The following is a 15,072-nucleotide window of genomic DNA, read 5'->3' as shown; positions in this document are numbered from 1 at the left end:
TTTAAGTAAGAAAAGGGGAATCCTTTACTTTTTGGCATTTTTTTCGTGATTTTATCCCGTTTTTCACATATTTCCATCCAACTTTGAAAAAAATTCATCTGATTTTCACATATTTATAAAATTTTTTTGAGATAATCTATCTGTATACTAAAAGGCGTAAAGAAAACATACTTAAAGGAGGAGCAGTATATGAACGAAAATGAAAACAGTAATGTCGAAAACATGAATAACAAAGATGAAAACAAGTATGATGAGACTGTAGTAAATGAAACAGTCACTGACACTGAGGAAGAAACAAGTACTCAAAAAGAGCCAGTAAAAGAAGAAACGACGTTAGAAGAAGATGTAAAACAAGAAGAAACCACTTCGACTGAAGAAGCACTGACTGACAATGGAAAGCAGCCAAAAGTGCCTTTCATAAAAAAGCATAAAAGCGGTGTTATGATGTCAGGTTGTTTCCTGTTGGCTTTAGCCGGTGGATTTGGCGGTACTTTAGCTGCCAATCATATCAATGGTAATGGCGGTGTCATCATGTATCAATCTGCCAACACCACAAAAACTACAACAACAGCAGCCAATGGTGACACGATGAGCATTAAACAAATCACCGAAGCTGCCGCAAACAGCGTCGTTGAAATTAAAACCGAATCGGTGTCCACGAATAGTTTCTTTCCTCAAGCAGTATCATCTGGAGCCGGTAGTGGTGTTATCTTAACCAAAGATGGCTATATTGTCACGAACAACCATGTCATTGATGGTGCTGATAAAGTCACTGTGACAACAAAAGATGGAAAATCTTATAATGCTAATTTGATTGGGACCGATGCATCCACCGATTTAGCTGTCATTAAAATCGAAGCCAGCAATCTTTCTCCTGCTGTAATGGGAAAATCCAGCAAGTTGGAAGTTGGTGATACGGCGGTTGCTATCGGAAATCCATTAGGTGAATTAGGTGGAACCGTAACTTCTGGTATCATCTCTGCTTTAGATCGTGAAATTACCGTTGATAATCAGAAAATGCATTTATTACAAACGAATGCTGCTATCAATCCAGGTAATTCCGGCGGTGGTTTGTTTAATGATCGAGGTGAACTGATAGGTATTGTTAATGCCAAATCCAGTGGCAACAATATTGAGGGTCTTGGTTTTGCTATTCCGATTGACCGAGCGAAAGATGTCATTGAAAATCTGATTGAAAATGGGTATGTAAAAGGCCGTGCTTCTTTAGGAGTTACCCTTTCAACCGCAACAAATCCTTATGGTGAAAGCATGTCTGCTGTTTACATCGCTAAAGTGGAAAGTGGTAAAGCCGCAGACAAAGCAGGTTTAGAAGTCGGTGATCAGATTTTAAAGGTAGACGGTAAGAAGGTTAGCGATATTGCGGATGTAAAAACTGCCGTAAATAGTCATAAAGCCGGAGAAACCATGACAATGAATATACTTAGAAATAATGAAACGAAGACCATCAAGGTGACACTTGGTGAAGCTGACGCATCAACAACCACTTCCAATAATGAAAAATCGCAACAATCCGATCAACAAAATGGGATGGATCCATTTTCCAACTTTAATTAATCGCTATATAAAAACTGCACATGACGATATGTGCAGTTTTTGATTTTCACTATAAATAAATTACTATATCAGCTTTTTGCTTTGTGTCACAAAACTTAGAATTATAGCATGGGAAGGAATATAAAAAGGCAAACTAATTTGCCTTTTTATATATGACGATTCTGAATAAGAAATTTTTCCGTTCCTCATGAAATGATGATTTAGCATCATTACTTAATGATCTCTGCCGGTTTCCCTGATCCAATCACCAAGCTTTGGTAACAATTCATAAAAGGTTTTTAAGTTCTTCAGTTTCCATTCCCAATTAGGTGAACCTATTGTCCCCGGTGTATTGATCCTGCCTTCTTTTTTCAATCCCAGAATATCCTGTACTGGTAAGATGACAACTTCTGCCGCACTGTTTAGGCAATAGCGAATAACCAGTTCGTGGAAATTACGGTTTTCATAGCCACAGTTGTGAAAATATCTACGCAGTGCAATTTTACGGTTTTGCGGTAAATCTTGATAAAAACCTTCCAGCGTATCATTATCATGAGTGCCGGTATATAAAATCACATGCTCTCTGCGTTTTTTCTTTAATTGCTTTGGAACCAATTCAAATTCAGCAACATTCATTCCTAATAAGTGATAATGATCTCGCAGCTTATGCACCTGCTTGCGCAAATCACCCAAATCTTCAGCGACGATTTGAATATCAGGCATCTGACGATATACTTCATCAAAGAAGTCATAAGCCGGTCCGCTTATCCATTCTCCAACCTGTGCCGTAGGACATTCCACCGGAATCTTCCAATACGTATCAAATGCCCGAAAATGATCGATACGGGTGATATCAAAGTTGGCAGCACTCCATGCTAAACGCTTCATCCAGAAATCATAATGCTGCTTTTTCATCTGTTTCCAATGATAAATTGGATTTCCCCAACGTTGACCATCCTCACTGAAATAGTCAGGTGGTACTCCGGCGATAAAAGTTGGATAACCATCTGCATCCAATAAGAATTCTTCTTGACGTTGCCACACATCGGCACTGTCTAAACCGACATAGAATGGCATATCACCCATAATCTTAACACCTTTGGCATTCGCATATTCTTTTATGCCTGCCCATTGTTTATAAAAGATAAATTGTAGAAACTCCTCATAACGGATTTCATTTTCAAGGCTTTGTAAAGAGTAGTGGCGATCAATGATCCACTCCCGTTGCTCCTTAGGCCATTGTTGCCAAGGCTTATCATCATTTTGTTTCTTTAAGGTAATAAAGACCGCATATGGATACAGCCATTCTGATTGTGACGTAAACAGTTGATACTCCTGTTCAAACTCATGAAAATTTTTTTGAAACGTTTTAAATGCCTTTCTTAAATAAGGCTCTTTGAATTTGCGCACGCCTTCATAATCTACACGTTCACTAAATTTATTATAGTTACGAATAGAGCTTTGTTTTAAAAGCCCATAATCAGCTAATGTATCTATACTGATGTATAGCTCATCTCCGGCAAAGGAAGAATACGGCTGATATGGTGAATTCCCATATCCGACAGGATTCAATGGCAATATCTGCCAAATATGAATATGCTGCTTTGCGATTGCATCAATCAAGCGATACGTATGCTTGCCAAAATCACCGATACCCTGATTTGACGGCAGTGAAAAAATCGGTAGTAAGATTCCTGTAGTCCGTTCCATGTGACCCCTCCTCTAAGACAATTTCCAGATATCCCTGTCATACTCTTGAATCGTTCGATCACTAGAGAAGAAACCGCTCATAGCGATATTCATCAGCATTTTTCTGCCCCAGTCCGTTTGCTTTTCATAATCTTGCAACATCTTTTCTTTACATACTATATACTCTTCTACATCTAACAATGTCATGAACCAGTCCTTATGAATTAATTCATGATGCAACCGTGTTAGACTGACCGGATCTCCAACACGTAGCATTTCATCACTGATAAGGAAGTCAACCAACGTTTTTACATGTTCACTTCCTTCATAAATATCCTTTGCCACATAATCTTGGTTTGCATAATGAGCGATTACAGTATCGCTATCTTTGCCAAAGGTATAGATATTCTCTTGACCTACCAAGTCCGCTATTTCCACATTCGCACCATCATTTGTGCCCAATGTCACAGCGCCATTTAACATGAATTTCATATTACCGGTACCACTGGCTTCTTTCGATGCAAGTGAAATCTGTTCAGAAATATCACTGGCTGGGATGATAAATTCAGCTTCACTGACATTATAGTTTTCAATAAAACACAATTGCAGATATGGAGATACCTTTTCATCCTTTGCGATAAGTTCTTGCAAACATAATAAAGCATGTATGATGTCCTTGGCAATTGTATAGGCGCAAGCTGCTTTCGCTCCGAAAATTATGTTGATCGGACGTGGCGGCAGTTCGTTGTCACGAATTTGCAAAAGCTTATGAATAATATATAACGCATTCATTTGCTGGCGCTTATATTCATGCAAACGTTTGACCTGTGTATCAAAAACAGCATAAGGGTTTAAGGTTATTTGCTGTTTCTTTTTCATATGCGCAATCCATTCCATTTTCTTTTCCTGTTTAATTGCCATAATATCTGCAATTACGGTTTCATCATGCGCATACTTTACCAATTCTTTTAATATTTCAGGATGGGAAGATGGATCTTTTTTCAACAAATCACATAAATAATGATGTAGTTGCGTATTACATCCACTTAACCAGCGTCGAAAGGTAATACCATTCGTCTTATTGTTAAATTTCGTAGGATATAAGGCATAGAAATCTTTCAATTCGCTTTGTTTTAATATATCAGTATGAATGGCCGCAACACCATTGACACTTTTACCGATATGAATGTCAATATTGGCCATATGCACATTGCGGTTTGCATCTATAATAGCAGTACTTGCTTTTTTACTGCGTTCTTTCATCATCACATCCAGTGTTTCTATAATATTCATTAATTGTGGTACAACGTCTTGCAAGTAAGCATAAGGCCAGGTTTCTAATGCTTCGGCTAAGATCGTATGATTTGTATATGCACACATACCGGAGACGACTTCAATAGCTTCAGCAAGCAATAGACCTCTCTTTTGCAAAAGACGAATAAGTTCTAAGATTACCATTGTCGGATGGGTATCATTGATTTGAATGATGACATGTTCATGCAGATGGCGCAGATCCCATTGGTGTTGTAAAGCTTCTTCTAAAATCATCTGGGCAGCACAGGATACCATAAAGTATTGTTGATAAATCCGTAACTTTCGGCCTGCTTCATCACTGTCATCCGGATATAAGAATAACGTTAGATTTTTTTCAATGGCTGTTTTATCAAATTGGATACCATCGTGAACAATTGATTCATCAACACTTTCTACATCAAATAGATGCAAGGTGTTGCGAGTGCCATGCTCACCGATGACTTCCATATCATATAAGATTGGTTTCAGCCAGCCGTTTTTATAGGGAACGCGATAATTGACTTCTTTTTTCGTAAACCAGGAAGTTTTACCGATCCAGCGATTTGGTAATTCTACTTGTTTATTGTTTTCAAATTTCTGTTCAAATAATCCAAAATGATAATATAAGCCGATACCGTCTCCATTGCGCTGTAAGGATGCAATTGAGTCAAGGAAACAAGCAGCCAATCGGCCTAAACCTCCGTTCCCTAAGGATGGTTCCATTTCCTCATCTTGAATCTGCGACCATGCAAATCCTTCTTTCTGCACCAATTCTTGCATTTCATCTAATAAACCTAAATTAACTAAATTGCTTGTAAGCATCTTTCCTAACAGAAATTCTGCTGAAATATAGTAGAGCTTACGCTCACTTTGGTGTATTGGTGCCGATTGCATCTGCGCTTTTACATAAGCTTGAATCAGCTCATACATTCTGGTTGCGCTTAAATGGTTATATTTACGTTTTTCCTGTTGGATATGTTGTTGCAGATCCTGCAGTTTCTTTATCATAGCTCTTCTCCCTTCGCATATGTAAGTGTTATCATTATTCTTATTTTAACACAAATTTATCTATTTTTGGCTGAGAAATGAAAAAAGTACAGATTTTTTCATTCTGTACTTTTTTCACCCTATTTATTTCTAACCTAAAGCTACATCCATGACCATCATCAGAAGGAAACCAAACATCACGCCAGCTGTTCCCGCATGGGTATGTTCTCCTAAATGCGCCTGTGGTATTAGTTCCTCTACCACAACATACAACATGGCACCTGCCGCAAATGATAACAGCCATGGCATGACCAATGTCGCACCCTGCACAATGGCGACGGTCGCAATTCCTGCTATGGGCTCTACGATACCGCTTAAGGAACCATATAGGAATGCTTTGCCATTTGAACATCCTTCTTTCTTTAAGGGAAGCGAAATAGCCGCACCTTCCGGAAAGTTTTGCAAACCTATGCCAAGAGCTAAGGAAATGGCTGCCGCTAATGTTACCGATGCCCCAGTTTGTAAAGACATGGCAAATGCTAGTCCTACTGCCATGCCCTCTGGTATATTGTGCAATGTTACGGCAAATACCAGCAAGGTTGTTCGCTTTAGTGAAGATGTTGGACCTTCCGGTTTCTCACTGCCTGGATGTAGATGAGGTAAAGCATGATCTAAGCCAAACAGAAAAATACCACCTAGGATAAAACCTCCAGCTGCTGGAAGCCAAGGAATCATCCCTAATTCTTCTGCTTGTTCCATGGCAGGGATTAATAAGCTCCAAACACTTGCGGCTATCATGACACCTGCCGCAAACCCAAGAAAAATTGATTGTACATTTGCTTTTATATCTTTACGAAAGAAAAAAACCATTGCCGCACCCAAAGTTGTCATAAGAAAGGTAAAACCAGTTCCCAGTGCCGCTAACAGATATGGATTTGTAATTTCCATCATAACACCTCACTTTATTACATATAGTATAGCGTAAGTAAGCTAAAGATAACATTAAAACGCCCAAAACCTTCCTTTTTCTTACCAAATATGTGTATGTTATGATTTTTCATATCTGTTTCCAAGTAAAAACCGTAACATCAATAGAAATGATACGGCATTTTCTATACTGTTACGGTTATATACTTATTTATCTTACATTCCTTTTGCAAATGTGAAATGATAGTTCAAAAGATCCTTTAATAATTGAATAGAGGCATTCATTTCTGACTCATCCATTGTTTTAATAACCTTAAAATTATGCAACAACATACCTTCATCAAGTTTATATTCACTGCTGAGATAATTTGCCCAGCGATCCGCCTCTTCTTTTTGTTTTTGTGCTAAGATGCCTTCCGATACAATCACACAATGATACTCCTTATAATTAACAGGAACCGCCCATTTAATCAAACCAGCATGACAAGAATAAATACATTCCTTATCAATCTGGCGTGCATTTTCATACGTTTCCTTTGTACATTCTTCACACTTTTCCAATGCCTTGCTTGAAATCTTAAGACATTTACAAAAATAATTTTTCTCTGATGCACTCTGAATCACCGTATTATCCTCAACGATATAAGAGCGCAGTCCGGTAATTCTCTGATAATCATCTAGCGCATGTTTTACTATTTGCTTTTCATCCATCATCTTTATCACCCTTTATCTTTCCTCTTCGTACTTTCAAATATATCATATTTTCATAAAAATGGCTACCGGATTCCGTTATATTGTAAACGTTTCCATATCTTTTCTAATCTTTTGGATACGCTTTGCATATGCTTTTACTTCATCTCTTTTACATAATTTCTCTACTATATCATATTGATCCCACATATGCATCGGGATGATATGCTTTGCATCACTATACTGCATAAAACAGCTGACACCTTTATAAAACCCTTTAATAAGACGTGGATCAACTGGTAAAAATGCCACATCCATCTGGTAACGACTAAGTTTTTTCATTGCTTTACGATATGCTGTTTCCATTTGTTGAGCCTCTTCTTCACTGTCTTCCTCGCCCCAATCCCACCAATTTAAATCTCCTGCATGATAGATGATATTTTGTTCACACATCACAAGGAAAGCAACCCCTTCATCTGTGGATGCAATCGTTTTTACTTGCAAATCATCCACTTCATATATCTGGTCACAAGCGCATACCAAAACGTCCTTACGATCCTTACAAGGAACATCATCACTGATCAGATAATGTACATCTGGATGAATTTTGGCTAATGTGAAAATCGCTTCATGGAAATGATCTTCATGATGATGAGAGACAAAGACATATAGTGGCTTATCTTTCGGTAGTTCACAAAGTGGCGTATTGACCCAATCAAACAATAGCAGATGATGTTTTAATTCAATAAGAAAGGCACTGTGATGTAAATACGTAATTTTCATGAGTAACTACCTCCACTTTTCTATATCTTATCTTAAGTTTTAAAAATACACAATAAATTCATATTTTCATGCTACTTGCCAAATGCTTTCTGCATAAACTATAATAGCATCATAACAGAAAGGAGTGTTTATTATGAACGCTTTACAAATCATAGAGCCAGAAAAACTGCATGGAGATGTCTTTACCATGATTGGCAAAGAGTGGATGCTGGTAACAGCAGAAAAGGATGGACGTGTCAACACCATGACCGCTTCCTGGGGTGGTATGGGAATTTTATGGAACAAAAAAGTCGCTTATATCTTTATCCGTCCGCAACGCTATACGAAGGAATTTATCGATGGAAGTGAGCGATTGACATTATCCTTTTATGATGAAGAGTATCGCAAGCAATTAAGTTATTGCGGTACTGTTTCGGGAAAAGATGAAGATAAGATCACAAAAGCCGGTTTCCATATTGCTCATCACCATGATGTTCCTTACTTTGAAGAAGCGAATACGGTACTGGTATGCCGTAAGCTGTATGCACAAGAATTAAGCGAAGCGTGCTTCTTGGATAGCTCCTTAATTGAGAAAAACTATCCATTAAAAGACTACCATACGATGTATGTCGTTGAAATTGAAGAAGCCCTAGCACGCTAAAAACACAAAATAAAAGATGGAATGTATTTCTTAAAAAATACACTCCATTTTTTTACATATGTTCAATAATTTCAACTTCGACTTTCTTCTCACTTGGATAATATTCATAAGTGATTTTAGCCAGATTGGTATCTCCTAAATTTTTGGTAAGAACACGCGTAATATTATCCGTCAATGTTTTCGTATCATCTTCTGATTCACAGAAATATTCAATCTTCGTCGTCACAAATTTTCGAGTCGTCACATTTTTAGAGATTTCTTCACTCAAACGAATTGCATTTTTCATAACATATACTCCTTTTTTTCTATATTATATTACCACTAACTTTATGATTTAGGAAGTCCTTTCCCTCGATATTTACGATTATGATGAAACTGTGATGGTCCCGTTATCCTCACTCACATACGTGAATGTTTCATCGGAATAATTCATTTTGACATTCTTTAACAGCTTTTTAGGCTCTTTTTCAACATAAAACGAAATTCTTTCTTCATCAGATAACTGTTGATATATACCATAACTCAATAAATAATGGCAAATACTTTCTAGTTCCTCATCACTTAAAGCATCATGCACATACAGTTTACTCGTACGAACATTATCTTTCGTAATTCGTGTTTCGTAACGATAGGATATTTCCGGTTTATCAATTAGCAGACTGCTTTCCTCTGTTCCATCAAAAGGACATGCCCCCGCTACATCCTGCAGTTCCATGCGCAATTGTTGTTGCGGAAACACAATCACATGAGTTATCGCCTTATCATTCAAAAAACCGTTGATGACATAATCGCTTGGATTCGTAAGGATGACCTTACCTTTTTCAACGCTACAATCAATTTTCGTAACCGGATGATCGTTCACCAATGCATCATTGCTTAATTCTGTATAGGCACTGTCATTATTATAATCTTCAAACTCATGCGACGATGATGCAAAGACGTTATAAGCAATGAAAGCAATAAGCAATAGGACGAAAATGATGATCCCCATAGCATTTTTCAATATAGTTGATGGCCCTTGGCGCTTATCTTCTTTATAAATATGAGCTTGGCGCTGCCGTTTTCCCCTTTCAAACTTCATTCTGGGGTGTTCAAATTTCGGCTTTTCAAATTCTGGATGTTTAAATTCTTTATACTCATAGTTTGGATGCTGTGCTTGCCGCTCATAGGAAGCCGCATTTTCAATTGTCTTTTTTTCTTTTTCCTTCTGCTCATTTCTATATTGACGTTCTTCATTTGATGCTATATCATCCTCTACGATATAAAGATTCTTTTCATGATAACGTTCACTGATTGGCTTTGTGTGTCTGCCGCAGATCTCACAAACCGCATCATTTGTCTTTGCTCCGCAGCTTGGACAATAGCGTTGTTTCTTTTCCATATCATTACCCCTTAAGTACACCACTTACGGTATATCCCTTTTTATTATTATACTATAATTTCTGATATTTTTTACAATTGATATTGATAGTTTGAAAAAATTTATGAATTAGTGAAAAAAAGAACATAAAAGAGGTATAATGGTATAGAGAATAAAACAGGAGGAACTCTTATGAAACAAGTTATGTATGGAATTGAGATCGCTGATGTGAATGATTTTGGCGGATGGGTAGGTTATGAACCTGTAAAGGAAGAGATGGCAACCGTTTTAAATCATCACATGTATCTGTTTTTCCAAAACGAATATCATATCCGTCAATTTGCGGAAGGACGTAAATTTGTCATTAATGTAAAAGATGATTCTTTTGGTAAAGTTGTGGATAATGCGCGTATCATTAAGGCTATTGTAGAATATGGAACACCATTAAGCATGAATGGTTATGAAATAAGTGCTCCAGCGTATGCACGCAATATCGTAAAACCATTAAGCCGTGCTACCCACTTCATTCCTGAGAAAGATATTTATAGCTTTGCGGATGAACATTATAAAACGATGAAGACAGACTTTAACTATATCACTGATTTAATGCGCCGCACTTCTATTGAAGAAGTAGATGTATTGCTAGGCAGTATCTCTTTTGTAAATAAGAATTTATTGTATCATTATCCACATTACTTTATTGTTGGTGACAGCCAGATCAAAGTATTAGATGATGATTACCAAATTGCTGAGTAAATGATAAAAAGCCGATTACGGCTTTTTTCATAATTGTATAGGCTTAAAGTCTTTTTTGGTGTTTGTGAAATAATAGCCACGTAACAATCCCCACCCCTAATACAGCACTTAGTTTTTTCATATTATCACGTTCCTTTCTTGCTATCAGTATAAAGAAGGAACGATAAAAAGACCATCGAATATGCTTACAATAGTCTTACAAAATCGTTAGTTGAAAGTAAATCTTGACTTATCTTCCTGTCAATCTTAAAATATACCGTATAAAAGGAGGTTTTATCTATGCAACCAAAAGGAAAAGCCATCGCATCAATGAGTGTGGGTATTGTAGCAACCTCCATCAGTGTCATAGCAATGATCCTTCCATTTTTTTGGATGGTAGCAGGGATCTTAACAGGGGTCATCGCCGTCATTTGTGGTATTATCGCCATTGTATTAAGCAATCGCTCCTTACATAGCGGCAGAGCCGTTGCCGGTTTAGTTACCGGTATTGTGGGCTGCAGCATCGGTGGCATTGTTGTTGTCTTATGCAGCGTGTTAGTTTATTTCTTTTCCTTCTCATTAGTGTAGATACCGTATGTGGTATCTTTTCTTTTTATCTGACATCTGTTAAAATGAGAACGCAAAAAGAAAGGAAGATCCTTATGAATACACGAGTAGAACATGACTCCATGGGTGAAATAGAGGTACCTACTGATCGCTATTGGGGTGCGCAGACCCAGCGCAGTTATCAGAATTTCAAGATCAGCGATGAAAAAATGCCATTTGCCGTAATTTATGCATTTGCCCATTTAAAAATGGCAGCCGCAAAAGTTAACTTAAAAAATGGCACTTTAAATGAAGAGAAAGCCGAAATGATCTTACGTGTCTGTGATGAGATCCTAACCGGTAAACTGGATGAACACTTTCCTTTATCCGTTTGGCAAACCGGCAGCGGCACCCAGAGCAATATGAATGTGAATGAAGTAATTGCAAATCGTGGGAATCATTTAGCTGGTAAAAAACTACTGCATCCCAATGATGATGTGAATCAATCACAAAGTTCTAATGACACCTTCCCCAGTGCCATGCATATTGCGGCAGTAACCGTATTACAAAAAGAGGTGCTTCCAGAAATCAACGAAATGATCCTTTGTATGAAACAACTAGAAAAAGAGTATCATGATATTATAAAAATAGGACGCACCCATTTGCAGGATGCTACCCCTTTACGTTTCAGTGATGAAATCAGTGGATGGCGTGGAATGCTGGAAAACAATGTGGATATGTTGCAAAAAGCAATTGACTCCTTAGGTAAGCTTGCCATCGGAGGTACAGCGGTAGGTACAGGACTAAACGCTCCTGAACATTTCGATGAAGATGTCAGTGCCCAGCTTTCACAGCAGCTGGCTATGTCGTTTATTGCCGATCCCAATAAATTTCATGCCCTAACGGCAAAAGATGACTTAGTTTTTGCTCATGGTGCTATCAAAGCATTGGCTGCTAATTGTATGAAAATAGCCAACGATATCCGTTGGTTGGCAAGTGGACCGCGCTGTGGCTTGGGTGAAATCCGCATTCCTGAAAATGAGCCGGGCTCCAGCATTATGCCGGGAAAAGTAAATCCTACCCAATGTGAAGCGATGACCATGTGTGCTGTTCAGGTCATGGGCAATGATGCGACGATTGGCTTTGCGGCAAGTCAAGGTAATTTCGAGTTGAATGTTTTTATGCCGGTCATCATCTATAATTTCTTGCAATCTTGTACACTGATGTGTGATGCTTTACGTTCCTTCCGTATTCATTGTGTAGCAGGTTTACAGCCAAATCAGGAAAAGATGGAAGCGTACCTACAACAATCCTTGATGCTCGTAACTGCCTTAAATCCTTATATCGGCTATGAGAAAGCTGCCAAAACCGCCCGTTATGCTTATGAAAACAATTTGACCTTAAAAGCAGCCTGCCTGCATTTAGGCTATCTTGATGAAGAGCAGTTTGATCGTTACGTAGACGCTAAAAAGATGGTAAAGTAGCTGACTTTGCATCTAGCATGCAATCCTACATTCTTATATTTTATATACCTTACAAGCTGTTTCATACAACAGCTTGTTTTTGGTTTGTTCATCCATGGCAAGAGATAACGCAAATTGTAAATGATCCAATTGATTGCATCCTGCATAATCAGAACCAAACATGATACGATTAGGATGCTTGTATAAAAATTTTTCTATTTCTTTCTTCATGCTTGGCAAGTAGATCCATTGATCAGCTAAGCTAGACATATCAAAGATCATATTTGTTGTATCTTCATAAGCCGCAAAACAATCCGCTACATCCGGATAATGGCAATGACAGCAAACAAAGGTGATGTCAGGATGCTGTTTTACTGCCATTTGTGTACTGGCTAAGCTGGCGTAAGGTGAGGTATGTCCTTCACTGTGATAAAGGATAGGTACTTGATAAGTTCTTGCTAAATCATAAACCGGTAATAATCGTTCATCATACAGATAAAACTGCTCATGTCCGCAAAATAATTTTATGCCAACGACACGTTTCTCCTGTAAATATTTTTCTAAGAGTCTTAGTTGTTTTTCATAGGTAAAGAAAGGACTAATGCCTCCAACAATCGCAATATGTTCATCATGGGCAAACAATTCTACACATTCCTGTAAGGAGCCGATCGTGCTTTCTAAAGAAGAATCGCTGATAACGATACCTTTCGTAATCTGATTGGTTTGCATTTCTTTTAATAGAGTACTTCTTTTATCCGCAAAAGACTTACAATCATAAGGCAGATGCATATGCGCATCTAAGATGTTTCGTTTCATTTTCTATATCACCGATTCCCTTCTTAAAAAACATATTATTTATAAGTATAACACAGTTTTTATCATTGGCCTTTTATCCTTTATCATCATTTGTAGCAGTTTATCTAATTGTCTTTGCGTTATCCTCATATGCAATAGCTATTCTAGAAAAAATGCTAATGTTCGAGGCATGACTGATTTGCGTTATCCTCATATACAATAGCTATTAGCACTTTAGCACTCATTTGAAACTGCAATACCATGTAAATCGCTGCATTATCAAAAAACCGGTTTGCTTATTACAGTTACATAAACTGTGTCTGGCAAATCGGTTTTCTTGTGCTTAAGCATCCATATCCTATAAATAGCATTTTATGCTTATTTGTGTCACCTATATTTATTTACGGGCTACTCCGCTTTCACGTGCCGCCTGCATTACTGCTTCGGCTACAGCATCAGCCACACGTTTATCCAAGGCACTAGGAATGATATACTCCTTATTTAATTCTTCTTCCTGAATCAGGGAGGCTATGCCATAAGCAGCAGCTATCTTCATCTCTTCATTAATATCACTCGCCTGTACAGCTAAAGCTCCTTTAAAGATTCCTGGGAATGCCAATACATTGTTGATCTGATTTGGAAAATCACTGCGACCGGTACCTACCACAGCTGCCCCTGCTGCCAAAGCTTCATCAGGCATGATTTCAGGAACTGGATTCGCCATAGGGAAAACAACAGCCCCTGCTTTCATAGAACGCACCATTTCCTGGGAAACGATATGTGGCGCACTTACCCCAATAAAAACATCGGCATCTTTCATAGCATCTGCTAGTGTTCCCTGTCGCTCACACTTTGTGATATCCAAGATTCTCTGCTGGCCGCTGGTTAATGTGCTATGGATGTTTAAAATACCTGCTTTATCTACCAATAACACTTCACCAAAGTGCATATCTAACAATAGTTTCGCAATGGCACAACCGGCACTACCGGCACCATTGATAACGATACGTACACTGCCCATAGGCTTGTTTACAACCTTTAACGCATTTAACAGTGCGCTGGCCACAACAATGGCTGTACCATGCTGATCATCATGAAAGACGGGAATATCACACACTTCCTTCAAACGTTTCTCTATTTCAAAACAACGCGGTGCAGCGATATCTTCTAGGTTAATACCGCCAAAGCTACCTGCTAATAAAGCAATTGTATTTACAATTTCCTCAGTATCTTTACTGCGGATACATAACGGTATCGCATTTACTCCGCCAAATTCTTTAAATAAGACACACTTACCTTCCATGACCGGCATACCGGCTTCCGGACCAATATCACCTAAGCCAAGCACAGCAGTTCCATCGGTAATAACTGCTACTGTATTTCCTCTACCGGTTAAGGTATAGCTTTTCTGTGGATCTTTTTGAATTTCCAAACAAGGTGCTGCAACACCGGGCGTATAGGCTAGTGACAAATCATCACGATTTGTTATTTGCATTTTCGGCTGAATATCTAGCTTACCCTGCCATTGTGCATGCAGGCGTAAAGATTCTTTTGCATAATCCATAAAGTGATCACCTTTCTCTTTCGTTTTCTATTTTAGCATAAAGTAT

The 15,072-nt window shown here is 38.1% G+C and carries 14 protein-coding genes; 5 read left to right on the top strand and 9 right to left on the bottom strand.

The features are described from left to right. Nucleotides 1-189: 189 nt before the first annotated feature. The gene (locus ACESSZ_RS05555; RefSeq protein WP_331866881.1) at nt 190-1,575 is read left to right on the top strand and encodes a S1C family serine protease; all 1,386 of its coding nucleotides are present in this window, start codon (nt 190-192) and stop codon (nt 1,573-1,575) included. Nucleotides 1,576-1,788: 213 nt separating this feature from the next. Here the strand turns inward: ACESSZ_RS05555 and malQ are convergent, their stop codons facing one another. From malQ to ACESSZ_RS05530, 5 genes are all read right to left on the bottom strand, one after another. After that, entirely contained in the window at nt 1,789-3,264 is a 1,476-nt protein-coding gene (gene malQ / locus ACESSZ_RS05550; RefSeq protein WP_008687470.1) for a 4-alpha-glucanotransferase, read from the bottom strand. 12 nt (nt 3,265-3,276) lie between these two features. Further along, nucleotides 3,277-5,544, bottom strand: coding sequence for a glycogen/starch/alpha-glucan family phosphorylase (gene glgP, locus ACESSZ_RS05545; RefSeq protein ID WP_008687469.1), 2,268 nt, complete (start codon nt 5,542-5,544; stop codon nt 3,277-3,279). A 129-nt stretch (nt 5,545-5,673) separates the two neighbouring features. Next, nucleotides 5,674-6,471, bottom strand: a complete 798-nt coding sequence (locus ACESSZ_RS05540; protein WP_008687468.1) for a ZIP family metal transporter — start codon at nt 6,469-6,471, stop codon at nt 5,674-5,676. A gap of 195 nt (nt 6,472-6,666) precedes the next feature. Further along, nucleotides 6,667-7,164: a PocR ligand-binding domain-containing protein gene (locus tag ACESSZ_RS05535; RefSeq protein WP_008687466.1), complete on the bottom strand. Its 498-nt coding sequence runs from the start codon at nt 7,162-7,164 to the stop codon at nt 6,667-6,669. A 75-nt stretch (nt 7,165-7,239) separates the two neighbouring features. Beyond that, nucleotides 7,240-7,923 carry an MBL fold metallo-hydrolase gene (locus ACESSZ_RS05530; RefSeq protein ID WP_008687464.1) on the bottom strand — a complete coding sequence of 228 codons (684 nt, stop codon included), beginning with the start codon at nt 7,921-7,923 and terminating at the stop codon, nt 7,240-7,242. Between the two features lie 133 nt (nt 7,924-8,056). On the opposite strand from ACESSZ_RS05530, the gene ACESSZ_RS05525 reads away from it, so the two are divergent. Next, entirely contained in the window at nt 8,057-8,563 is a 507-nt protein-coding gene (locus ACESSZ_RS05525) for a flavin reductase family protein (RefSeq protein WP_008687462.1), read from the top strand. A gap of 52 nt (nt 8,564-8,615) precedes the next feature. On the opposite strand, the gene ACESSZ_RS05520 is transcribed toward ACESSZ_RS05525, so the two are convergent. Together ACESSZ_RS05520 and ACESSZ_RS05515 are read right to left on the bottom strand one after the other, a co-directional pair. Then, nucleotides 8,616-8,849, bottom strand: coding sequence for a hypothetical protein (locus ACESSZ_RS05520; protein WP_008687461.1), 234 nt, complete (start codon nt 8,847-8,849; stop codon nt 8,616-8,618). Between the two features lie 78 nt (nt 8,850-8,927). Then, nucleotides 8,928-9,944 carry a hypothetical protein gene (locus tag ACESSZ_RS05515; protein ID WP_008687458.1) on the bottom strand — a complete coding sequence of 339 codons (1,017 nt, stop codon included), beginning with the start codon at nt 9,942-9,944 and terminating at the stop codon, nt 8,928-8,930. Between the two features lie 171 nt (nt 9,945-10,115). On the opposite strand from ACESSZ_RS05515, the gene ACESSZ_RS05510 reads away from it, so the two are divergent. From ACESSZ_RS05510 to fumC, 3 genes are all read left to right on the top strand, one after another. Further along, a complete protein-coding gene (locus ACESSZ_RS05510; protein ID WP_008687457.1) occupies nt 10,116-10,679 on the top strand; it encodes a hypothetical protein in 564 nt (187 codons plus the stop codon). 279 nt (nt 10,680-10,958) lie between these two features. Then, nucleotides 10,959-11,246: a hypothetical protein gene (locus ACESSZ_RS05505; protein WP_008687456.1), complete on the top strand. Its 288-nt coding sequence runs from the start codon at nt 10,959-10,961 to the stop codon at nt 11,244-11,246. 74 nt (nt 11,247-11,320) lie between these two features. Further along, complete coding sequence (gene fumC / locus ACESSZ_RS05500) at nt 11,321-12,688, top strand: class II fumarate hydratase (RefSeq protein WP_008687455.1); 1,368 nt, start codon at nt 11,321-11,323, stop codon at nt 12,686-12,688. A gap of 33 nt (nt 12,689-12,721) precedes the next feature. Here fumC and ACESSZ_RS05495 read toward each other — a convergent pair whose 3' ends face one another. Both ACESSZ_RS05495 and ACESSZ_RS05490 read right to left on the bottom strand, forming a co-directional pair. Then, on the bottom strand, nt 12,722-13,483 hold the full coding sequence (locus tag ACESSZ_RS05495) for an amidohydrolase family protein (RefSeq protein ID WP_008687453.1): 762 nt from the start codon (nt 13,481-13,483) through the stop codon (nt 12,722-12,724). A 376-nt stretch (nt 13,484-13,859) separates the two neighbouring features. Beyond that, nucleotides 13,860-15,026, bottom strand: coding sequence for an NAD(P)-dependent malic enzyme (locus ACESSZ_RS05490; protein ID WP_008687452.1), 1,167 nt, complete (start codon nt 15,024-15,026; stop codon nt 13,860-13,862). Nucleotides 15,027-15,072 lie beyond the last annotated feature (46 nt).

Origin of the sequence: Eubacterium sp. 3_1_31, assembly GCF_964249515.1 — a bacterium.
Taxonomy (GTDB): domain Bacteria; phylum Bacillota_I; class Bacilli_A; order Erysipelotrichales; family Erysipelotrichaceae; genus Longicatena; species Longicatena caecimuris.
This window is presented reverse-complemented; position numbering and strand designations above follow the sequence as displayed.